Raw genomic sequence first — 22831 nt, 5'->3', positions numbered from 1 at the left:
GCCCCTGTTGGTGTGCCGGCGGTCTTCCGGTGCCGCCTTTGCAAAAAACCGGCAGGAAATCTCCTGCCGGTTCCAGTGTTGAGGTTACTCGGAAATGCTCATGAAGCGTGTCGGGTGAACGTTGAGGAGATTGTCCTCAAATCCGGACACCTTGTCGGACACCATGTTCATGGAGCCGTAGTACATCAGCGGGATGAAGGGCAGATCCCGCATGAACATTTCTTCGGCCTGCTTGAGGATCTCCGCGCGCTTCTCCAGATCGATCGTCGCCGCGGCCTCATCCATCAGCGCATCGTATTCGGGGTTCTCGTAGCGCGCGTAGTTGAAGCCGGTGTTGTCGCTCTCGACCATGAACAGGAAGTTCTGCGGGTCGGAATAGTCGCCGATCCAGCCGGCACGGGCGATGTCGAAGTCCTGACGGTCACGCAGCATGGCGTAGTGCGTCTTGGTGTCTGTGTTCACCATGGACACTTCGACGCCGAGCGGCTTCCACATGTCGGCAATTGCGACGGCCGTGTTCTTGTGGTTCTCGGACGTGTTGTAGTTGATCGTGAGTTTCACCGGATTGTCCGGTCCGAAACCGGCCTTCTCCAGTAACTCCATCGCCTTTTCCTCGCGATCGATCTGGGACATGTCCATGTAGTCGGCAAAGGCGGGTTCGCCGTAATTGCCGATGCCCGGCGGCACGAACGAGTAGCCGGCGACCATGGTGGAGCCCCAGATTTCATCTGCCAGGAACTCGCGGTCGACAGCCATCGACAGCGCCTGACGAACCTCGGGGTTGCTCAGCGTCTCGTCTTCGTGGTTGAGCGCGTAATAATAGGTGCCGAGATAGGGAGCGACACGGAACTGATCGCCCAGGTTCTCCTTCATGAAGGCAACCTGTTCGGTGGGCGCATCGTTGTTGGTATGCAGTTCACCTGCCTGGAACCGGCGCAGGGCCGCACCGCGGTCTTCGGTCGGATAGAAGAACACCGTGTCGATCTGAACGTTGGCCGCATCGTGGAAGTTCGGGTTCTTGACGGCCTTCACGTGTGCGTTCGGAATGAACTCCGCGAGAACGTAGGCACCGTTGGTGACAATATTCTCCGGTTTCACGAAGTCCGTGCCGTGCGCTTCGACGGTGGCGGGATGAACGGGCAGCCCGGTCTGGTGTGTCAGCTGCTCGATGAAGTAGGGTGTCGGTGCTTCAAGCGAAATCTCAAGCGTCTTGTCGTCCAGGGCCTTCACGCCGATTTCTTCCGGAGCGAGTTCGCCCTTGTTGACCTTCTCGGCATTCTTGATCGGGTAGAGGATATTGGCGTATTTCGCCCCTGTCTCCGGAGTCATGATGCGCTGCAGGGAATAGACGAAATCACCGGCAACGACCGGGTCGCCGTTCGACCATTTGGCGTCATCACGCAGCGTGAAGGTATAGACCGTGCCATCGTCGGAGATTGTCCAGTCGGTCGCAACGCCCGGAATGACCTTGCCTGCGGCATCATAGGCTACCAGGCCTTCATAGAGGTCACGCAGGATATGCGCTTCGTAGGTTGTGGACGTCTTGTGCTGATCCAGTGTTTCCGGATCGGCCGTGTTGCCGCGATGATAGACCACCTCGGCAAATGCGGTCAGAGATGTGGCAGCCATCAAGGCAGCCGCAAGCGCCGTCACACGCATGGACTTGAACATATCGCTCTCCCCTCTTGGGTTATAGTTGCAGCTTGAAACGATAGCGGACAAGATTCCACGCTCTTTACGCGCAATCAAGCATTCCCCGGCGGCATATTTCAACAACCGGGAAAGAAAGGCGATGTTTTTGCAGTTTTCGCGAAGATGCCGGAAAAATTTTCTCCACCTTCACGGCATCGTTATACCGACCGCTAAACGGGTGCGAAATTAAATTACAATTCTAGCGGCAGAAACGATATTTTCCGCTGTAGGCCAGATAGGTGCCCGTGTTCGGATTGAAGGACTTGAACTTCCGCGAACAGTAAGCGACCCATTGAGGCGTGAACGGAGCAAGACCCGTCTTGGTGTAGGGCACGCGCTGCGGCTGGCCGACATAGCGCCCGCGGGGAGCAACGTAGACCCCTCTCGGCGCGATATAGAGCGGCGGCCTGTAGCGCGGCGCGACATAGCGCCGGGAGCGATACGGATAAGCGCGCCGGTCGTAGGGATGGTAATAATAGGGAGGGCCATAGGGACGGAATGGCGGGCCGGCAAATCCGCCGCGATAGCCGCCATAAAAGACGCCGCCACGATAGCCACCGGTTCCGAACGCAAAGCCGACGCCGCCGGTTCCTATGTAGAACGAATCGGCCTTGGCGACTCCCGGCTGGACAGCGGCCGTCAGCCCGGCTCCGGCAAAAGACAGCGCAATCGCAAGACCGAGTGACCTCAGTTTGCACGCGAAATTCCCGGACTTCACGGGACCCTTGATCAGACAAAACATCTTCAGTCTCCTTCCGGCATTTCAGCCGGCAAATGGACGATAGGCCCCTGACCACAAGTCAGCTTAACCCATTTCCCGGCAAAAATCCGACAGAAAGCCATCAAAAGTCTCGGAAGTCCTTTTCCGGCTCCAGGGTACGGACCCATAAACGAAGCTGATTTGGCGGCAGAAATGGCAAAATCTCGCTAGGAAGCATGTGCAGAGCAGTCCTTGTGCCCGTTCAAGCGCGCTGACGCTGGGAGGTGAAGCCATTTTGCCGTCCTTCGGATTTGGCCGGTTTGGCGCTTGCGCGGCCGGGACAGGACCAGTAGTACCAACCTTCATTGATAGAACCCATTTCATGGCATCAAACCGGTCCACTCGGTCAGGCGTGGTGCGCAGCGCGATTCCGGCGCATCGGGCAAGCGCCGCAACGCAGCCGATGGCCGGTTTGATGCCACCGGAGGCCGGGTTCTTTTGCCTCAATGCCGCGTTGCGATTTGCTTGACGTGCCGGCACTACCGCGCAAACCGCGCCATGCCTTGTGGCAAAATAATCCCGGTGAAATGGGTTTCTTTCTATGACGGTTGGTATAAACCAAGCGCCGTTCTTCACAGACCAAGGGAAACCATGGCCCCGCCCCTTCTGATACTGCGCGACGTTCAACTGACCTTCGGCGGCACGCCGCTCCTGACCGGTGCGGACCTGTCCGTGTCCGAAGGCGACCGCATCTGCCTGGTCGGACGGAATGGGTCGGGAAAGTCAACGCTGCTGAAGATCGCGGCAGGCCAGGTCGAGATGGACAGGGGGGAACGCTTCTTCCAGCCGGGACGCACGGTCCGCTACCTGCCGCAGGATCCGGATCTTTCCGCCTATGCCTCGACACTCGACTATGTCAACGAAGGCCTGACCGAGGGGGACGATCCCTATCGCGGCGCTTACCTTCTCGAGGTTCTGGGTTTGAACGGACGGGAAGATCCGACGTCTCTTTCCGGGGGTGAAGCCAGGCGCGCCGCGCTTGCGCGCACACTCGCACCGGAACCGGACATCCTGCTTCTGGACGAGCCAACCAACCACCTGGACCTGCCGGCGATCGAGTGGCTTGAGACGGAACTGAAGAGCCTCAAGTCGGCGCTCGTGCTGATCTCGCACGACCGCCGTTTCCTGGAAAATCTCTCGCGCGCGACGGTCTGGATCGACCGGGGCGTTTCGCGCCGCATGGACAAGGGCTTTGCCCATTTCGAAACCTGGCGTGACGAGGTCTTCGAACAGGAGGAAATCGACCAGCACAAGCTCGCGCAGAAGATCAAGCGCGAGGAGCACTGGATGACCTATGGCGTCACCGCCCGGCGCAAGCGGAACATGCGCCGGGTGCGCGAACTCGCCGACCTCAGGAAACAGAAACGCGAGCATCGCGGGCCGCAGGGCACCGCCAAGCTCAACGCCAGTGATGCAGAGACCTCCGGAAAACTGGTCATCGAGGCGAAGCACCTGTCCAAATCCTATGGCGGGCGAAGCATCGTCAAGGATTTCTCCACCCGCATCCAGCGCGGTGACCGGATCGGTTTCGTCGGCCCCAACGGCGCGGGCAAGACAACCCTCCTGAAGATGCTGATCGGCGAACTTCAACCGGACGCCGGCACCAACCGGCTCGGCACCAGCCTGGAAATGGTCACGCTCGATCAGAAGCGCGAGAAGCTCGACCTGACGGATACGCTCTCTGCGGTACTGACCGGCGGCCGGGGGGACATGGTTTCCGTCGGCGACGAAAGCAAACACGTGATGTCCTACATGAAGGATTTCCTGTTTTCGCCCGAACAGGCGCGAACGCCGGTCGGTGTCCTGTCCGGCGGCGAGCGGGCGCGGGCGATGCTGGCGCGTGCGCTGGCGAACAAGTCCAACATGATGGTGCTAGACGAACCGACCAACGATCTCGACCTTGAGACGCTCGACCTCCTGCAGGAACTGCTGGCGGATTACAGCGGCACGGCCCTGATCGTGTCGCACGACCGCGATTTTCTCGACCGGGTCGCGACCTCCGTGATCGTTTCGGAAGGAAACGGCGTCTGGCGTGAATATGCGGGCGGCTACACCGACATGCTCGCCCAGCGCGGCGAAGGCGTCACGGCCCTGAAGACCGAAAAATCTGCGCCGGCGAAGAAGGAAAAGCAGAGTCCTTCAAACGGATCGGCGGAAAAACCTAAAGCAAAGTCAAAGCTCACCTTCACCCAGCAGCATCTTCTGAAAACCCTGCCGGACACGATCGAGCAACTTGAAGCGAAGCTCGAACAGCTTCAGGGCGAAATGAACGACCCGCAGCTTTACGCGAAGAACCCGGAGAAGTTTGCCAGGCTCTCGCAGCAAATCACTGATCTTGCAGCGGAAAAAGACGCAGCGGAAGAACAGTGGCTCGAGCTGGAGATGCTGAACGAGTGAGGCGGTCCGCAGACAATGAACTTGTCATTCCGGCTGAAGCGCAGCGGAAGGCCGGAACCCAGTAACCACCAGTTCCCCCTTCTACTCACACCCTCCGGCCACGTGGAGTACTGGTTCCCGGTCTTGCCGCTGACGCGACAAATCGGGGAAACAATTCCGTATCCCGATTTGGAGCCGCACGAAATCATTCGGCTTTCTCCATGACGTAAACTCGATTGTGTTTCCAAAACCGGACGGCAGTGGGTCACGCCATGGCATGACCTTGACGGGCGGTTTGCACCGCGTCGCCCCCTGCGTCACCCCGGACGAGCGCAGTGAGATCCGGGGCCGGGGAGCCCGGGCGTGCCGAAATGGAACCGGACAACAAAAGAAAGTTGGCAAATGCTACATTCCGAGGAAGTGCGGAGAACTGTTGCACATGGGCCGAATTAAAAGTCCCCTCTCCCGCCGGGAGAGGGTTAGGGTGAGGGAACAAAGGCTTGCAAATAGTCACAGTGGTTTGTCCCCTCACCCGGCGCATTCGCACCGACCTCTCCCGATGGGAGAGGTTACCAACGCCCGGCAAGACCGGGAACCTGACCTGCTAGTGGCCCGAGATTGTAAGAAAAAGAAGAAACATGTTCGTACTGAGTTCCAGCCTTCCGCTTTGATTCAGCCGGATTGACAAGTTCATTGACGACGGACCGCCTCACGAGAACCATTCCGGGTTAAACCGGACAGCAGTTGGTCGCGCCATGGCATGACCTTGAGGCGAGAAGTTGGCATCGAGCCGCCCTTCCGTCACCCGGACGAGCGCAGTGAGATCCGGGGCCGGGGAGCCCGGGCGTGCCGAAATGGAACCGGACAAACTCTCAGGCTTCCACCTCCCCGATCCCGGCTCGCGCGGCGATTGGCCGGGATGACATACCGTTGGTGTCCGCATGAATTCATGCGTTGACGTATTCTCATGGAGAAACAGCGAAATGCGCCGTCTCAGAGGCTGATCATCCCCGCTCACCTCAGGTCCTTGTAGAACACGGTTGTCGCATCGAGATTTCCGCGGCTGCCACAGGCGTAATCGGGAATGATGCCGACCTTCCGGTAGCCGCATGTGGGGTAGAGCGTTTCCGCGCGGTCTCCGGTGACGGTGTCGAGCACGAGCAGCCAGCGGTCCAGCGACAGGGCAAGACCGTCGATCGCGGCCATCAGCCGGCGCGCCAAGCCCTTGCGCCGGTGGTCCGGATGGACCATCAGCTTGGCAACCTCGGCCCGGTGGCCGCCATTGTCTTGCGGGGCCAGCGCCAGCATGACGACGCCGGCAATCGCGCCCTCGTCACGGGCGACCATCAGGAAAGCACTGCCGTCTTCCAGGGCCGCCACCTGTTTCCGCCAGAAGGCCTCGGCCTTTTCCCGGCTGAGCGGCAAGAGGAAACCGATCCCCGCCCCGTCTTCGACGCAGGCCCTGAGCAAGGCACCAAGAGCACCGACGGATGTTTGAACCTCCGTTGCGGACAACAGAAAGACAGGAGGTTCGGGTCGAAATCCGGTCATGGCGTGATCACCGTCAGAAGGTAGCGGGCGGGCTTCGGACCCGGCGCGTGGTAGGCGTTGGGGGCATTCAGGCGGAAGCGCACGCAGTCTCCGGGTGCGAGGTCATGGCGCTCATCGCCGATGGTCATCACGAGAGCGCCTTCGAGGAGCACAAGGTGATGTTCCAGGTTCGGCAGCGGCGGGACGGAATAGGAAATCGTGGCGCCCGCTGGCAGTTCACCCTCGATCACGCTGCCGCGGAAACCGCTTGAGGCCGGTGACACGCTGCGCCGGCGAAAGCCGGTTGCCGGATCTTCCCAGAGGGGCTGATCCGCCCGCGCAATCCTGGCATCGTCGGCAGGCGCGCCGAAGCCGAACAGATCCGCCATCGTGATGCCGAAGGCACGCGCAAGCTGTCCGAGCACGACGGCGGTCGGGCTGGTGTCGCCGCGCTCGATCCGCGAAAGCGTTGCCCGGCTTACACCCGACCGTTCCGCGAGTTCTTCCAACCGCCAGTCCCGCGCCTTGCGCAACCCCGCGATCCGCCCACCGATGTCTGGTTCCGTGTCAATCATTCCACCTTCCCATTAATGAGATAAATCTCATATATGAGAATTTACTGATAACCAAGCCTGATTTTTCATCAGCGCTGGTAATGCCCGTTCTCCGAGACGCCACCAGCGCGGTTCCTCGGGATGAGGTTGAGGATTGCAGATGTCTCCGCATATCACCCCGGACATCCAGTGACAGTTCAGGACGTCTTTCCCCGATTTGTCGTCCCGGTTTGCCGCATAAGCGGCAAGACCGGGAACCAGTACTCCAAGTGGCCAGCGGTTTCAGGAAGAAGGAGAAACAAGTGAGTACTGGGTTCTGGCCTTCCGCTTCGCTTCAGCCGGAATGACAAGTTCGTTGACCGAGGACCGCCTCACCTGATCAATCCGGGTTAAAACGGAAAGAAGTGAAGCTGATCTACAATCCATACCGTTGCGTCTCAACGGTGACAGGGCTTGCAACCGGAAACGGAACGGTATGGATGCCATGGTCAAGCCATGGCATGACTTTGAGGCGAGTGGTTTATATCGGGTTGCTCCCCTCCTGCGTCACCCCGGACGAGCACAGCGAGATCCGGGGCCGGGGAGCCCGGGCGTGTGTGGACAGCAAACGCAAGATCCGACAGGACATTGCCTCCCCGATCCCGGCTCGCGCTGCACTTGGCCGGGATGACAAGCGAGCCATCGAATTCGCAATTGCCCCTTAGCACGTCATTGCCAGACCTGATCTGGCAATCCATACCGTTGCGTCTCAACGGCGACAGGCCTTGCAACTGGAAACGGAAGGGCATGGATGCCATGGTCAAGCCATGGCATGACTTGGAGGCGAGAGGTTTGTGTGGGGCTGCTCCCCTCCTGCGTCACCCCGGACATCCAGTGACAGTTCAGGACGTCTTTCCCCGATTTGTCGTCCCGGTTTGCCGCATAAGCGGCAAGACCGGGAACCAGTACTCCAAGTGGCCAGCGGTTTCAGGAAGAAGGAGAAACAAGTGAGTACTGGGTTCTGGCCTTCCGCTTCGCTTCAGCCGGAATGACAAGTTCGTCGACCGCGAACCGCTGCACGAGACCCATTTCGGGTTAAACCGGACAGCAGTGGATCAAGCCATGGCATGACTTGGAAAGCGAGAGGTTTGTGCCGGGTTACTCCCTCCTGCGTCACCCCGGACAAGCGGACCGGACACCCGGATGCCCGGCACAGGGCACACTTGCCAGACCGCCATTTGTCAGATCCTGGAGAACACCGCGCTGGCATTTACGCCGCCGAAGCCGAACCCGTTGGTCAGGACGTGATCGACCTGGCGGCCGATCGCGCTGCCGGGCACCATTTCGAAACGGGACATGGCTTCATCGGGCATTTCCAGATTGCGCGAGGGCGGCAACTGGGCGGTTGTCAGCGCCATCACGCAGGCAACTGCCTCGACGGCTCCGGCGGCCCCGAGCAGGTGACCGAACATGGACTTGGACGAGGACACCGCAAGGTTCTTGCCGCGTCCTTCAAACAGCGTCGTCAAGGCCGCGATTTCAGCCGCATCGCCGACCGGGGTCGACGTCGAATGGGCGTTGACATAGCCGATGTCGGCACTTGTCAGCCCTGCCGTCGAGAGCGCCTTCTTCATGGCGCGCAACCCGCCCTCGCCGTCCGGAGAGGACGCGGTGACATGAAAGGCGTCGGCGGTGGTGCCATAGCCCTTCAGCTCCGCGAGAATGCTGGCACCCCGCGCTTTCGCGTGTTCCAATTCTTCCAGGATCAGAATGCCGGCCCCTTCCCCCATGATGAACCCGTCCCTGTCCTGATCGAACGGCCTGGAGGCGTGGGCCGGGTCGTCATTGCGCTTGGAGGACATCGCCTTGGCGGCGCAGAACCCGGCGTAGGACACCTTGTCAATGCAGGCCTCGGTGCCGCCGGCGACCATGACATCCGCTTCCCCGGAACGGATCAGGCGGGCGGCGTCACCGAGCGCCTGCAGGCTTGCCGCGCAAGCGGTGACCGGCGCGCCGATCGGGCCTTTCAGGCCATAGCGGATCGACACCTGTCCAGCGGCGAGGTTGGCGAGAAACGAGGGCACAAGAAAGGGCGACGCCCGGCGCGGTCCCTTTTCATCAACCAGCCGGGTTCCGGCGGTCATTGCCGGAAAACCGCCGACGCCGGTCGCGATGATCGTGCCGGTCCGCTCCTTTTCTTCCGGCGTTTCCGGCTGCCAGCCGGACTGCGCGAGCGCTTCCTGAGCGGCGCCCATCGCGAAGTGGATGAACCGGTCGGAGCGTCTTTGTTCGCGCGCATCGAGAACCGCATCGACATCGAACCCGAATTCGTCCTCGTCCTTCGAGGGAACCTCGCCGGCGACCTGGCAGGCAAGCTCGCCCGGATTGAAGTGGCTGATCCTGCGGATCCCGTTCGCGCCTGATGTCACGCGTTGCCAGAAGCCGTCCAATCCTGTCCCGAGCGGCGAAACGATTCCCATACCTGTTACGACTACCCGGCGCATCACTACCTCGTTCTGTCTGGTGCTGTCAGCGCCCGGCCCGTTTCCGGACCCAGGCCCTGTTCAAGGCTCTTCAGAAACTGATTCAAAGAGCAGGTCTCATAGTTGCGAAAGTCTTTGCAACACATTGATTGTCTTGAGGAACTCTTCCGTTCCAAGAAGTTCTTCGACGTCCTTTTGCGCTTTCCGCCACAGTGGAAGGGCTTCCTGCAGCAAGGCCTCGCCCTTGTCCGTGACACTGAAACACTTGGCCTTACCGTCTCCTGCCAAAGCCGAGACAACCAGTCCGTCACGCTCCAGAAGCGCGACATTGCGCACCAGGGTCGTCCGATCCATGGACAGCCGCTCGGCCAGGTCTGCAGTGGTCCGCTCCCGAACCTGCCTGATCGCGACAAGTACCGAAAACTGGCCAGCCGTCATGCCGACCTTGCGGGCCAGACGGTCATAGTGCCGGCTGACGGCCCGCGCCGCCTTGCGCGCATTGTCGAGAACGCAAAGAGAGAAGTCATCTTCTTCCATGCCACGTTGTGTGCATATACACATCAAATGTCAAGACCGGTAATCCCCAACACTAACCGTCCGGAATGTCATCAAGATTTTGTGATTTCCTGCGAAGCGGTTACGGTGCGGGAGCAACCGGAACGTGAGGAGGTCAAAATGGCAGATGCGGTTCAGGCTGTTGAAGACATGAAAGCGAAAATCCAGGAGAACTGGGGCTGGTTCCTGGCTCTTGGCGTGGCACTGGTCATCGGCGGGATCATCCTGATCGCGGCACCGCTCGCAACGTCCATTGCCGTGACGATCCTGATCGCTGCGGTCCTGTTCGTCGGCGGTCTCGTGCAGATCTACAATGCCTTCAAGACGCAAGGTACGACCAGCTTCATCTGGAACCTGATCACGGGCATCATCGCGGTGATCGGCGGCGTCGTGATATACCTTAACCCGCTCGCGGGGACCTTCGCACTGACCCTCGTGATCGCCGCGATCTTCGTGGCCCAGGGCGTTAGCCAGATCCTGCTGGCGTTCAAACTGAAGCCGCATGACGGATGGGTCTGGGTGCTCATCGCCGGGATCGTCTCGCTTCTGGCCGGGATCATGATCTGGATGGATCTGCCGGGCTCCGCCGCCTGGGCCCTCGGACTGATCGCAGGCATTTCCGTCCTGGTCAACGGCTGGAGCTACATCGCCATAGCGCTGGCGGCCAAGGCATCCAAGGGCTGAATTTACCCGTCCAGTGCAATGACTTAATTCTTATCCACGCCCGGCAATTTCCTGTTGCCGGGCGATTTTATCGGTGGCATCTTTCGGCGCAGTCGTTCCTCGAAGGCGATGCCTTCCAACCGGCCTTTTCGGATGCTGTCAATTCTCGGGCGCAGTCCCGGCAATCCGCATAACAAAGCCTACTGGTGGTGGCCGCCTCCCGCCCGCCGTTGATGATTCTCCAGTCTCCCTGAAACACATCAACGGATCTCATTCATGACAACTGCAATTCTGCGCGGTGAAGACCGCGTGCTCAATGTCGTCTGGCCGAACGGTACCAGCGTCGACTTTCCCTTTCTGTGGCTTCGCGACAATTGCCCGAGCGGCTTTCACCCGGACACGCATGAACGTCAGTTCGACCTGACCAGTATCTCGCCGGATCTGGTTGCCAGCGGCGTTTCCGTGGACGCCGGCAACATCGTCATCACCTGGGAAGGCGAAGCTCATACCAGCCGCTTCGATCCGGAGTGGCTTTTCAATCACCGCCCGGGCATCGGCCTTGAAGACCCGGCAAAGGTAGAGCCGATCCACTGGCGCGGCGATGTCCCGCAGGATGACCTGCCCCGCGCAGATGCCGCAGCGCTGATGTCGGACGACACCGCCCTGCTCGGCTTCCTGATCGCGGCCAAACGGACCGGCCTTGCCTTTGTCGACGGCATGTCCGGCAACGCGGATGCCGGCATGGCCATGGCGCAGCGGATCGGGTTCCTGCGGGAGACCAATTTCGGCACGACATTCGAGGTGATGTCCAAACCGAACCCGAACAATCTTGCCTACACATCGCACGCCCTGCCACTGCATACGGACCTTGCCAACCAGGAGCTGCCTCCCGGGTTTCAGTTCCTGCATTGTCTTGCCAATGAAGCCGAAGGCGGCGTCTCGACCTTCTGCGACGGGTTCGCCGTTGCCGCCGATCTGCGCGAAGAAGATCCGGAGGCGTTCAGGCTCCTGTCGGAAACGCCGGTGCCATTCCGCTTCCACGATCAGGACTACGACATCCGGCGCCATCACACGGTGATCGATCTGGATCCGTTCGGCAACATGCAGGAATTGCACTTCAATGCGCATCTTGCCGGTATTTTCGATCTGCCGGCCGCACTCATGGAGCCTTACTACCGGGCCTACCGGAAGGTGATGCAGATGACACGATCCCAAACCTATGTTCTGACAACGCGTCTCAGGGGTGGAGAAATGGTGATCTTCGACAACCGGCGCGTGATGCACGGCCGTGCGGCCTTCAACCCCAACACGGGCTTTCGCCATCTGCGCGGCTGCTATGTTGACAGGGGAGAATTCGACAGCCGCATTCGCGTTCTGAGCAGAGACAAGCGCTAGCCGGCAAAGCGCATGACCGCCCGGGCTTCCGTTGGAGGACCGGGCGGCTTGATTGTCGCGCAGCCGGGAATACAGCGAGGAGCCCTGTCCCGAATTACCGGTGTTCAGAGCCGAAAAGCGAGTAGGCCCCGGATCTGCGCGTTGCTTGTCCGGGGTGACGATTGAATCGGAAATCCTCATCCTGAGGAAGCGCATCAGCGCTGTCTCGAAGGATGGGCGGCTGGCGCCTGTGTTCGTCGCCATCCTTCGAGACAGGCCTGCGGCTTTCCTCAGGATGAGGCCGAAGATCGGCAAGGTCAGCGAAACAGGTCCATCGCGATGGGTGCACTACGCCCTCCCATCTGGTCACCCCGGACAAGCAAAGCGCAGATCCGGGGCCCACTCGCCTGTCAGCTTGCGCCGAGCGGATGAGTGTGTGCTGAAGTCAGGCAGCAGGTGCGCGGAACATCACGAGAAGATGAGCGCTTTTTCCTCTTCTGAAACCACTTTCCAACTGCCCTCGTCGACGCCTTCCAGCCCGAGAGAGCCGATCCGGCTGCGCTTCAGCTCTGTCACATGGTTGCCGGTCGCGGCGAACATGCGGCGGACCTGGTGATAGCGGCCCTCATGCAGGGTCAGGCGTGCAGCCCTTTCTTCGATGACCTCCAGTTCGGCCGGCTTCAGGGGCTTCTCCTCGCTTTCCAGCATCATCTCCCCGGACGCGAACAGATCGGTCTCGGTCCCGGTCATCGGACGGTCGAGCGACACGTCGTAGACTTTCGGCACCTCCGATTTCGGCGAGATCACCCTGTGCAGGAAGGTTCCGTCATCGGTGAACAGAAGCAGGCCCGACGTTTCCTTGTCGAGGCGCCCGATCGTGGAGAGCGCGGGTTTGCGGACGCGAAACCGGTCGGGCAGCAGATCATAGACCAGACGGCCCTGGTTCTTTGCCGAGCAGGTGTAACCGACCGGTTTGTTCATCAGGATCACGACGCCCTGGGCCGGGTCGAGTGGCTCGTCATCGAACAGGATATCTTCATGGGCGGTCCTGCTGTCCGCCTTCAGGCGATTGCCGTACTTGTCGGTCACCCAGCCATTGCGGATTGCGAGCTGCATTTCCTTGCGGCTGCCGTAGCCGAGATTGGCGAGAAGCTTTACCAGCCGCATGTCATCGCCCTCCCTTTGCCTTCACGGCCCTGATCACCTTGTATCCGCCCTCATCGGCCAGCTGCGTGACATCCGCAAAAACGGCTGACAGCGTTCTTTCGTAAGGCAGATGACGATTGGCGACCATGTAGAATTCACCGCCGGGGCGCAGACCAGCGGCAGCCGCCTTGATGAAACCCTGCCCGACATCGGCGCGGTCGGCCTTGCCGGTCTGGTGAAACGGCGGATTGGAAACGATGAAATCGTAAGGTCCCTCGATGCCTTTCGTGACATCGCACCAGACACCGTTCATGGCCCTTTTGCCCTTGAACGCCGACAGGTTGTCTTCCGCAAGATCAAGCGCGCGCTTTTCGGCTTCATAAAGATCGATCGAAGTCACCTTGGGTGCCTTTTCAAGGACCGTTCTTGCCAGGTAGCCGAACCCGGCGCCGAGGTCGGCCCCGCGTCCCTTGAGCGTCTCGGGAAGCAGGCCGGACAGGAGACTGGACGCCGGATCGATGCGATCCCAGGCAAAGAGGCCGGGCCTGCTGAGATAGGCCCCGTCCAGGACCTTCCTCGGCGCATCAAGCTCACGCCACTGCCGCAAGAGCGCCGTGTCCACCCGGTCCTCATGTATCTGTCCCCAGACGGCCCGGCACTTGTTCTTGGTGAGTTTGTCGACCTCCCCCATCAGATCCGACAGGTCCTTTTCAACCGTCTTTGCTCCCTCCGTGTTGGGGGCACAGGCGATGACGAGCCCGCCCGCCTTTGCCCGCGAAACGGCCTCGGCGAGCTGCGCCCGCGCCTCCTGTCTCTGCCGCACGGGCAGGACAAGGACGGCGTCAAACTGTCCGTGCGACGCTTCGGCAGCGACCTTGAAACCGGACTTTTCCAGAGCATCCCGGTCGGGGGCGAAGCTCTGCACGCATGTGAGGTTCAAATCCTTCAGTGAAGCCAGCGCAAGGCCTGCGCGCGCGCGCAGAAACAGCACCGATGCCGACCTGTCGAGGTCGACGGCTTCGGTTTCAAGCGGCAGCATCAGCGTCTCTAACGCAGGATCGGACATGAAGCACTTTCGCAGCTGTTTCGGATCAATGCTGGCTCATACAGCCAGCCTTGCCCGCCGTCAAAAACTACCGTCCGACTTGAAGACCTTGCCGTCGACCAGCAGGTTCAGCGGCAGGGAGCGGCCGTCACCGGCGATCGCCACTTCCAGCAGGACGCGGCTGGTATCGAGCCTTTCGATCTCGCGGCCTTCTCCCTCGGGCAGAAAAAAGGCATCGATGCCGTAGTCGATCCAGACTGTCTCCGCGGTGCTGGACCTGACACGTCCGGAAATCGCGAGTTTGCCGGATTGCGGGTGCTCCAGTGAAACGGAAACCGGACGCGCAGCGCCCTCGCCCTCCAGTTCAAGCGTGACAAAGACCGTTTGACCGGCCTTGAGGCTCTCCGCCCCTTCCATGGTTCTCGGAAGACGTCCGATCGCCAGATTGATGATGACATAGTCTCCCCTGAGGAGATCCCTCGGATCGACCGGAACCAGCTCCAGGGGCACGACGGTGCCCGACATCTGCACGTCGAGCCGGTCCACAAGCGGAACGGAGATCAGGGCAAGCTGCAGCAGCGCCAGAAGGCCCCACTTCAGGTAGGTGAGCGGGACATTTGAACGCCGGGCCAAGCCGGCGTCTGCCGGGACATCGCTCATGACGGGGCCTCCCGTTCACCCGATCCGGCGGATGCGGACGGTGTGCCGGTTCTGAAGACGCGTGCAAGCCACAGCGCAACGCCGAGCAGGAGGACACCCGCCACCAAGAAAAACACGGATTGCCCGAGCAGTGTCCCGATCGTGACCTGCAGCAGCCAGAGTGCGACCGCCGTAAGCCCGAGATAGGAGCACAGCATCCAGTAGCGATTGTTGAACCATGTGGCGAGGGCACACAATCCGACCAGCGCCGACATGGATGCCGCAGCCAGCACGAGCGTGTTCGATGTGACCACCGGCATCAGGACGGCGAGAAGCGCCAGGCCGGTTGCACCGAACAGCGCCTGCGCCTTCGCGGTCTTGTAGGACAGCAAAAGCCCGGCAACGAGAAGAGCGACGGCGGCGGCAAGCGGGACAAGCGCCGGCACCGTCCAGATCGCGGCACCGTCGACATCCGATGCGAGTTCGGGAACCACGATGAGCGCGGCAACAACAAGCGCGTTCAACACCAGAAACCCGGCATCCTGCAGGGACCGGCTCATCAGCCAGCGGCCATGCGAACGCGCCGGCAACTCACTGTTCCACTTCACGCAAAGATCGGCGATCGGATCGATCAGCACCATGAGCACCGCCAGTCCGCCAGCGCCTGCGAGCGACATGGCGAGCGCGAAGCCGTCACCGGCGGAGTACAGATCGGCGGTTTCGGCCAGCCATCTGCCAAAGGTCACCCACAGCAACGAAATGGCAAGCCAGCGCGACAATCGGGCGGGTGCGAAGATCGCGTGGGCAAACACCGCAGTCAGGATCGCAAGGCCGATCAGGTCCTGAACGGCCGTCGCCTCCCCCAGATCGGCGCGGCTGAACTGCCAGGTCAGCGCGGCGACCGCTGCCACGGTCAGCGACGCCTTCGATCCGGTGAACCATGCCGCCGCCAGAGCGCCTATGCAGACGAGAAACGCACCTCCGGCCCAGTCTTCGGGCAAATGGAACATCTGCCCGATCAGAGCCATGCCGCCGACAAAAACAAGCGTTGCAAATCCGGTGAGAAGGTCAGCGATTCCCTTTCGGCCCTTCGTGGCGGCCCGCGCCGCCGCCAGATGGCTTGCAACGAGCAGCCCCGCTATCCCGACAAGCTTTACGGTTTTCGGTATGACAGCCCAGTTGGCCGCGATAAAGGCGAACAAGGCCAGGGCGACGCAGATCATGCCGATCCCGGCCAGCGCCATCGGCAGCCGCGACCGTCCGTCCTCGCGCTCCTGATCGCGGAGGATCGAGGCAGCGCCGGATGAACTGACCCATCCTTTCGCCACCCAGTCTTCCAGGTCGTCTTTCAGTCTTTTCCTGTAAGCCCAGTCGAACATCGATTTCCGTCGGAAGCGCCTTGTGTTGATCGGGTGAAACTTGAATGTGATAGCAGGCCCGGTCGATTCAACAGGGTCCTGGTTGGCGGTTGGTGCGGCCACGACAGAATAGGGTGTCACCACGCGTGTTCGCAAACAGGTATTTTCATGCCGATCCTTGCCGAACCGAAGCGCGCGCGGTGAATCGCGGAGCACCGGTTTCCGTCAGAAACGTCAGGCGTTTCCAGCGTTCCAGGACCAGCAGCGAACGTTCCCGTCCCGTTGTCCCGGGCGCAAATTGCAACAGGCGATTGACTATATTGAAGGCACACAAATATCGTGCTTGATTTTTGTGCAAGCAGCTTTCACACTTCGCCGGAAAAATCGAAAACACAGGGGAACAACATGCGTCTTTTGAAAAGCGCCGCGCTCGCATTGATGATCAGTGGAGGCAGCGCGTATGCCGAGACCGATATCAAATTCACACTGGACTGGAAATTCGAAGGCCCATCGGCACCCTTCTTCATCGCCCTCGACAAGGGATACTTCAAGGACGAGGGTCTGAACGTGACCATCGACAGCGGCGCAGGTTCGCGCGAATCGCTGCCGCGGGTCGCGACCGGAACCTATGACATGGGCTTCGGCGACATCAATGCGCTCATCAAGCTGATGGACGAACAGCCGGATCTCAAGGTCAAGGCCGTCATGATGGCCTACGAGACACCGCCGTTCGCCGTGATCGGCCGCAAGAGCCAGGGCGTGACGGAAGATCCGAAGTCGCTTGAAGGCAAGACACTGGGCGCCCCGCCGCCTGATGCCGCTTTCGGACAATGGCCCGCCTTTGTCGACGTGGCCGGCCTCGACACCAGCGGCATCACCATCGAGAATGTCGGTTTCCCGGTTCGCGAGCCGATGCTGGCGCAGGGACAGGTGGACGCGATTTTCGGATTTTCGTTTTCCTCCGTCCTGAACCTGAAGGCACAGGGCGTTCCGGAGGACGATATTTCACTGATCCTCATGGGTGAAAACGGCCTCGACCTCTACGGCAACGTGGTCATCGCCAACACCGACTTCGCCGCCGAAAACCCGGATGCGGTCAAGGGCTTCGTCAAGGCTCTGACCAAGGGCTATCTCGATGCGATTGCCGATCCGGCCGCCGCCATTCCCTATGTCATGAAGCGAAACGAAGTCCTCGATGAAGCCGTCGAAGTGGATCGCCTGACGATGGCCGTGGAAGGCTCGATCGCGACACCGGCCGTCAAGGAAAACGGCTTCGGTGGCGTCGACATGGAAAAACTGGCGAAATCCATGGAGTACCTTCAGACATCCATGGGTGTCAGCGATACGCCGCCGAGCCCGGAGAAGGTTTTCGACAGCAGCTATCTTCCTCCCAAGGAAGAACGGATGGTCAAGTAATCACACCGCTTTTCCTTAAATCAATCGTTCCTGCGGTCAGCACGATGATCGCAGGAGCCCTGTTTCGGACCTTGTCTTGACCGGATTTGTAGACCTCAGAAACGTGCGCCTGTCCTACGGCCAGGCAGCCGATGCGACCCTTGCCCTCGACGGATTGGACATGAGCATCCAAGAAGGTGAGTTCGCGGCCGTCGTCGGCCCGTCGGGCTGCGGAAAATCAACGCTCATGAAACTCGCTACCGGGCTGATCAACCCGCAGGAAGGAACCGTCGAAGTTGCCCATCAGGAGGTGTCGGGACCGGTCTCCATTGCGGGCATGGCCTTCCAGAACCCGTCGATGCTGCCCTGGCGCAGCACGATTTCCAACGTGATGCTGCCGCTGGAGATCGTCCAGCCGCACCGCGCCAACCTGAGGCGCGAGAAAGCGGCCTATACGGCAAAAGCGGAAGAACTGCTCAAGCTCGTCGGCCTCGGCGGCTTCGGAGAGAAATTTCCCTGGCAGCTATCCGGTGGAATGCAGCAGCGCGCAAACCTCTGCCGCGCGCTCATTCACGATCCGGCCTTGCTGATGCTCGACGAGCCATTCGGCGCGCTGGACGCCTTCACGCGCGAGGAACTCTGGCAGGTCATGCGCGACCTGCATGCGGAAAAGAGCTTCACGGTCATCCTCGTCACGCACGATCTCAGAGAAGCCGTTTATCTTGCAGACACCGTTTTCGTCATGAGTGCGCGACCGGGCAAGATCATCGAGCGGCGGGAAGTCTCCTTCCCCCGGCCCCGGCCGATCGACCTGATCTACGAGGCGGCTTTCAACGATATCGTTCACGACCTGAGGGCGCTGATCGCGGAAGCGAGGGTAGCAGCATGACCTCTTCGCGCTGGATCGCTCTCGCCCCTTGGCTCTGGACGATCGGACTGTTCCTGGTCTGGGAGCTGGCGGTCAAGATTTTCGATCTGCCGGTCTTCATTCTTCCGGCGCCGACGGACATCTGGGCCGCGATCGTGAAATACTGGTCGCCGATCTGGAAGAATTCCGTGCAGACGCTGTTCACCACCGTTGCCGGCTTTCTTCTCGCCGTCGTCGGTGGACTTGCGCTTGGCCTTGCCATCGGCTGGAGCCGTGCGATCTATGCCGGTCTCTACCCGCTGATGATCGGCTTCAACTCCATTCCGAAGGTCGCGGTCGTTCCGATCCTGGTGATCTGGTTCGGCATCGGCACCATTCCGGCCGTGCTGACCGCGTTCCTGATCGCGTTCTTCCCGATCGTTGTGAATGTCGCCACGGGTCTTGCGACCATCGAACCGGAAATGGAAGACGTCCTGCGCGCGCTCGGCGCCAAGAAGCTGGACATCATGCTGAAAGTCGGCATTCCGCGGTCGATGCCCTATTTCTTCGGCTCGCTGAAAGTGGCGATAACGCTTGCCTTCGTCGGCTCGGTGATATCGGAAACCGTGGCCGCAAACTCCGGCATCGGGCACATGATGCTCGCGGCACAATCGCAGTTCAACGTTCCGCTCGTGTGGGCAGGACTTGTCGCGCTCGCGGTGCTTGGCATCGTGATGTATGCGATCATGGCCTGGCTGGAACTCCGGATGACCGGCTGGGCGCACCGCGGCAACAGGTCCTGACCCTAGAGCCTGATCGATTTCAGAGCCTGTTCCCGGGGGACTGCCAAGGGGGCTCTGGAGGGGCGTCCGAGAGGCCCGGACGCCCTTTTTTGGCTTCCGCTTCTATTCGGCAGGTTCTTCGGACTTGCGCGCAGACGTGCCTCGTTTGCGGCCGGCGGCCGGCTTGGAAGCAGCCGCCTTGCGCGAGGTAGCTTTTCGTGCCGCCGATTTGCGCGGTGATGCCTTATGCGCCGTCGGCGTCTTTGCCGCAGCGGCTGCAGGTTTCCTGACCGGCGTCTCAGTTACAGCCTGCCCGGCGTCCGCCTTCGCCGGAGCGGTGCTATCTGCCAGCGGGTCTTCGGTGATGTTGCCGGTCGCAGGCGGCAGTCCGAGCACCTTGTGAAAACTCTGAAGCATTTCGAGCGTGTGCGGCGTCATCTCGTCGATATCGCCCGGGATGTAACGCACGACCTTCGCCGCAAGCTCGCGCTCCTCCTTCGACTTCAGAAGCTTCGGCAACGACGACAAGGCGCGCTCCGGCGCAAATTCGACGATCAGCGTCTGCTCCTGGAGCATGAAACTGCGCTCGTCCGGTGTAAGCGACCTGAAGGGTTCGTCCTGGGTGAGGACACGCGACGACCGTTCCAGCCTGTCCCGGCGCACATTGCCACGGCTCTCGGCGAGCAGGATCAGCATCCGGACAACCGCCTCGCGGAAGCCGCCCTCCTCGACATGCATCAGGGCGGCCTGGACCGGCGGCAGGCTGCGCAGTTCGTCCGCATGCTTGAGCGTACGGCCCGGCTGCTTCGTTCGTCCGAACCAGCGCATGTAGGGCGATCCCCAGATGGTATAGAACAGGTTCTCATACATTGTGTCGCGCAGGTCCCGGAACAGATCCATGGATTGCTCGATCATCGCCGCGTTGACCCGTTCCAGTTCCACAAAGGGATTGTCGGATGCAACCGGTTCACGCTCGGCCTTCGCTTTTTCGGCCCAACCCGGGAGCGCGCTCAAGAACGGGTTCATGCTGGAAAGGAGCTCCCGCTGCAGCCGCAGGGGATGGGTGCGCCGCCGCAAATCCGCGCTCTGCTCGGTTACACCCGCCTGAACGAACGGGCGAACGCACACGTCGTAGAACTCGGCCTGCTGTTCGGACGCCCTTGCGACCGCGGCAAACGGAATCTCGTCTTCGCGGCCATCATCGAGCGCGCGCAGGTCATCCATGCCCCGTTCGTGGAAACTGACGGTGAACTGGCGGTCGAGCAATTCGCCCTCGTAGTCGTCGATCGTCATCTCGTAGAGACCCGGCGGCAGCGCCTCGATGGTCTTCAGCGTCGAGGTCACTTCCGTGTGCTCCTTCTTGGCAATCTTGGAGGACACGAAAATGCCGAGGTGACCGACCTGGTCATGAACCATGTAGATGATCCGCTGGCCGCGGATCGCGATTTCCCGCTCGTCCGCGTAGGTGTCGAGGATCCAGTTCAGCGCCTGCTGCGGCGGGGTGATGTTGTCGCCGAAGCTGGCAAAAACGATAATGGGCGCTCGGATCTGCTTGATATCGACATTCCGGCCCGGCTCGAGCTGCGCTTCGTTCTTGGACAGCCGGTTGCCGACGAAAAGCTGTTCGACGATCCACTTCATTTCCGCCTCGTTCAGCAGGAAATAGCCGCCCCACCAGCGCTCGAATTCGAGGAAGCGATGCGGCTCCGTGTCGACCTTGGCATATAGGTCGTAATACTTGCCGAAATAGTTTCTCGCCGGATTGAGAAGCTCGAAATTCTGGACAATGTCCGCACCGTCAAACACGCCGTGCCCAAGGTCGGAGTAGAACATGGCGTTGTAGGTTCCGCCCAGAATGCCGCCATTGTAGCGCATCGGGTTTTCGCCGACCCGCCCCGCCCAGGTCGAAACCGGCGCGCCGTTGAGAATGATCGGGCCGGTGAGATCCGGGTTGGTCGCGGCGAGCAGCAGCGTTGCCCAGCCTCCCTGACAGTTTCCGGTAACCACCGGGTTGGGGGCCTCGGGATGCAATTCCTTCACCTTGCGCACGAACGCGGCCTCGGCGCGCGTGACGTCGGCCAGCGTCTGGCCCTTTTCCGGCATGCGCTTGAAGGCGACAAAATAGACGGGGTGACCGTCGCGAAGGGCGACCCCGACCTGACTGTCCGGCTTGAAACCGCCGATGCCCGCACCGTGTCCGGCGCGCGGATCGATGATGATATAGGGGCGCTTCCAGGGCTTGGGATCGCGGCAGGGCGTGTTTTCAGGCGGCCTGATCTTCAGCAGCATGTAGCAGCAGGGATGCGGCAGATCCGCGCCGTCCAAAACCAGATCATAGTCATAGATCAGGACCGGCGGGCAGCCTGCCTCCTCGTGCTCGATGAAATTGTCGCCACGCTGGCGCAACGTGTCCATCGTGAGCACGACTCGCTGAGCCGCATCCTTCCAGTAACTCTCAAAAGCGTTGTAGAGCGCTCCTTGCGCCTGGGCCTGCGTCAGGTCTTCGAACGCCTTGCCATAGGCCGTCAGGCTGTCCTGCCAGCGCTGCTTGTGCACATCCGTGATGTGGGTCAGATGCTTGGTGAGGCCGCGTCCCATCAATTCCGCCATGTTCGACATCTCGGCCGCCTGGGCCTGCCATGCGGTGATGCGCTGCGAAGGTGACCAGGCCGTCGCATCTTCCAGGGAATGCAGAAACTCGTTGTGGCCCTTTTCGAGCGCGTCGAAAATGTCCTTCATCAGGACCTCCTATCCAACAATGCTGTAGCCGCCGTCGATGAAGTGAATGCCGCCCGTGACGTTGAAGGCTTCACGGCTCGCAAGAAACGCGGCATAGGCCCCGACATCGTCGATCGTTGCAAGGTGATGTGTAGGCGCACGCTCGGCGGCGTCATTCAGAAGCTCGTCGAACTCCGCGATCCCGGATGCCGCACGTGTCCTCAAGGGTCCGGGAGACAGCGCATGCACCGAAATCCCCCTCGGCCCCATCTCGGCCGCGGCGTAGCGGGTCGCGGCCTCGAGAGCCGCCTTGACCGGCCCCATGACCCCGTAGTTCTCGACCACTTTCTGCGCGCCCATGAACGAGACCGTCATGCAGGTTCCCCCTTGCGGCATCAGGGGCTCGGCCCTGCGTATGAGCCGCAGGAACGAGTGGACGGATATGTCCATCGCCAGGGAAAACCCGTCCGCGGAGCAATCCACGACACGGCCATGTAGGTCTTCCTTCTTCGAAAAGGCGATGGAATGCAGCAGTGTGTCGAGCTTGCCCCATTTCTCATCGATCGCGGCGAAGAGGGCATCCGCTTCGCCTTCATCGCGCACGTCGAGCGGTGCGATGATGTCCGCGCCAAGCTCTTCTGCGAGCGGGCGAACATAGGGCTCCGCCTTTTCATTGAGATAGGTGACCGCGAGGTCGGCCCCCTGCTCACGAAAGGCTTTCGCACAGCCATACGCGATGGACTGGTCGTTGGCGACGCCAACCACAAGGGCCTTGAACCCCGTCAAATCAAACATGACTGTCAGCTCCTGACGTCAAAACAGACTGGAACCGGCCTGAAGCCGGGCGAGCCCTCCCGTCATTTCGGCCGCAACCTGAAACTCTTCGCACTGCAACATGATCACTGTGACGACACAATGACTTTCCGCAAAATAGG

The 22831-nt window shown here is 60.9% G+C and carries 18 protein-coding genes and 2 pseudogenes; 8 read left to right on the top strand and 12 right to left on the bottom strand.

The features are described 5' to 3' along the window. Nucleotides 1-84: 84 nt before the first annotated feature. Both ACO07N_RS16495 and ACO07N_RS16490 read right to left on the bottom strand, forming a co-directional pair. On the bottom strand, nt 85-1671 hold the full coding sequence (locus tag ACO07N_RS16495) for a peptide ABC transporter substrate-binding protein (protein WP_421982061.1): 1587 nt from the start codon (nt 1669-1671) through the stop codon (nt 85-87). Between the two features lie 220 nt (nt 1672-1891). Next, entirely contained in the window at nt 1892-2434 is a 543-nt protein-coding gene (locus ACO07N_RS16490; protein ID WP_421982060.1) for a BA14K family protein, read from the bottom strand. 516 nt (nt 2435-2950) lie between these two features. On the opposite strand from ACO07N_RS16490, the pseudogene ACO07N_RS16485 reads away from it, so the two are divergent. From ACO07N_RS16485 to ACO07N_RS16475, 3 genes and pseudogenes are all read left to right on the top strand, one after another. Further along, nucleotides 2951-3475 (top strand): annotated as a pseudogene (locus ACO07N_RS16485) (ATP-binding cassette domain-containing protein); the annotation flags it as partial. Nucleotides 3476-3631: 156 nt separating this feature from the next. Then, nucleotides 3632-4330: pseudogene (locus tag ACO07N_RS16480) on the top strand (ATP-binding cassette domain-containing protein); the annotation flags it as partial. Further along, nucleotides 4316-4849 (top strand): hypothetical protein, encoded by a 534-nt coding sequence (locus ACO07N_RS16475; protein ID WP_421984440.1) that lies wholly within the window; start codon nt 4316-4318, stop codon nt 4847-4849. The pseudogene ACO07N_RS16480 and the gene ACO07N_RS16475, both read left to right, overlap by 15 nt. 993 nt (nt 4850-5842) lie before the next feature. Here ACO07N_RS16475 and ACO07N_RS16470 read toward each other — a convergent pair. The 4 genes from ACO07N_RS16470 to ACO07N_RS16455 all read right to left on the bottom strand — a co-directional run bounded on the left by ACO07N_RS16470 (nt 5843) and on the right by ACO07N_RS16455 (nt 9911). Beyond that, nucleotides 5843-6379 carry a GNAT family N-acetyltransferase gene (locus ACO07N_RS16470; protein WP_421982059.1) on the bottom strand — a complete coding sequence of 179 codons (537 nt, stop codon included), beginning with the start codon at nt 6377-6379 and terminating at the stop codon, nt 5843-5845. Continuing rightward, a complete protein-coding gene (locus ACO07N_RS16465; protein WP_421982058.1) occupies nt 6376-6933 on the bottom strand; it encodes a helix-turn-helix domain-containing protein in 558 nt (185 codons plus the stop codon). Before ACO07N_RS16465 ends, ACO07N_RS16470 begins: the two co-directional genes overlap by 4 nt. Before the next feature lie 1199 nt (nt 6934-8132). Then, the gene (gene fabF, locus ACO07N_RS16460) at nt 8133-9395 is read right to left on the bottom strand and encodes a beta-ketoacyl-ACP synthase II (RefSeq protein ID WP_421982057.1); all 1263 of its coding nucleotides are present in this window, start codon (nt 9393-9395) and stop codon (nt 8133-8135) included. A 96-nt stretch (nt 9396-9491) separates the two neighbouring features. After that, complete coding sequence (locus tag ACO07N_RS16455; RefSeq protein ID WP_421982056.1) at nt 9492-9911, bottom strand: MarR family winged helix-turn-helix transcriptional regulator; 420 nt, start codon at nt 9909-9911, stop codon at nt 9492-9494. Between the two features lie 138 nt (nt 9912-10049). Between ACO07N_RS16455 and ACO07N_RS16450 the strand changes: the two genes are divergently transcribed. Next, complete coding sequence (locus ACO07N_RS16450) at nt 10050-10613, top strand: HdeD family acid-resistance protein (RefSeq protein ID WP_319386506.1); 564 nt, start codon at nt 10050-10052, stop codon at nt 10611-10613. A gap of 255 nt (nt 10614-10868) precedes the next feature. After that, on the top strand, nt 10869-11987 hold the full coding sequence (locus ACO07N_RS16445; RefSeq protein WP_421982055.1) for a TauD/TfdA family dioxygenase: 1119 nt from the start codon (nt 10869-10871) through the stop codon (nt 11985-11987). A 447-nt stretch (nt 11988-12434) separates the two neighbouring features. Here the strand turns inward: ACO07N_RS16445 and ACO07N_RS16440 are convergent, their stop codons facing one another. The 4 genes from ACO07N_RS16440 to ACO07N_RS16425 are packed head-to-tail and all read right to left on the bottom strand — an operon-like array spanning nt 12435 to nt 16175. Continuing rightward, nucleotides 12435-13133: a pseudouridine synthase gene (locus ACO07N_RS16440; RefSeq protein WP_421982054.1), complete on the bottom strand. Its 699-nt coding sequence runs from the start codon at nt 13131-13133 to the stop codon at nt 12435-12437. 1 nt (nt 13134) lies between these two features. Beyond that, complete coding sequence (locus ACO07N_RS16435) at nt 13135-14178, bottom strand: class I SAM-dependent methyltransferase (RefSeq protein WP_421982053.1); 1044 nt, start codon at nt 14176-14178, stop codon at nt 13135-13137. A gap of 60 nt (nt 14179-14238) precedes the next feature. Next, nucleotides 14239-14817: a GDYXXLXY domain-containing protein gene (locus ACO07N_RS16430; protein ID WP_421982052.1), complete on the bottom strand. Its 579-nt coding sequence runs from the start codon at nt 14815-14817 to the stop codon at nt 14239-14241. Further along, nucleotides 14814-16175, bottom strand: coding sequence for a DUF2157 domain-containing protein (locus ACO07N_RS16425; RefSeq protein WP_421982051.1), 1362 nt, complete (start codon nt 16173-16175; stop codon nt 14814-14816). Before ACO07N_RS16425 ends, ACO07N_RS16430 begins: the two co-directional genes overlap by 4 nt. Nucleotides 16176-16559: 384 nt before the next feature. Between ACO07N_RS16425 and ACO07N_RS16420 the strand changes: the two genes are divergently transcribed. From ACO07N_RS16420 to ACO07N_RS16410, 3 genes are all read left to right on the top strand, one after another. Further along, a complete protein-coding gene (locus ACO07N_RS16420) occupies nt 16560-17570 on the top strand; it encodes an ABC transporter substrate-binding protein (protein ID WP_421982050.1) in 1011 nt (336 codons plus the stop codon). 76 nt (nt 17571-17646) lie between these two features. Then, a complete protein-coding gene (locus ACO07N_RS16415) occupies nt 17647-18438 on the top strand; it encodes an ABC transporter ATP-binding protein (RefSeq protein ID WP_421982049.1) in 792 nt (263 codons plus the stop codon). Then, the gene (locus ACO07N_RS16410; protein WP_421982048.1) at nt 18435-19199 is read left to right on the top strand and encodes an ABC transporter permease; all 765 of its coding nucleotides are present in this window, start codon (nt 18435-18437) and stop codon (nt 19197-19199) included. Before ACO07N_RS16415 ends, ACO07N_RS16410 begins: the two co-directional genes overlap by 4 nt. A 102-nt stretch (nt 19200-19301) precedes the next feature. On the opposite strand, the gene ACO07N_RS16405 is transcribed toward ACO07N_RS16410, so the two are convergent. Beyond that, a complete protein-coding gene (locus ACO07N_RS16405) occupies nt 19302-21917 on the bottom strand; it encodes a DUF3141 domain-containing protein (protein WP_421982047.1) in 2616 nt (871 codons plus the stop codon). A gap of 9 nt (nt 21918-21926) precedes the next feature. Then, the gene (gene fabI / locus ACO07N_RS16400) at nt 21927-22691 is read right to left on the bottom strand and encodes an enoyl-ACP reductase FabI (protein ID WP_421982046.1); all 765 of its coding nucleotides are present in this window, start codon (nt 22689-22691) and stop codon (nt 21927-21929) included. Between the last annotated feature and the right edge of the window lie 140 nt (nt 22692-22831).

The organism is Roseibium sp. (assembly GCF_965229775.1).
In the GTDB taxonomy this organism is placed as follows: domain Bacteria; phylum Pseudomonadota; class Alphaproteobacteria; order Rhizobiales; family Stappiaceae; genus Roseibium.
This window is presented reverse-complemented; position numbering and strand designations above follow the sequence as displayed.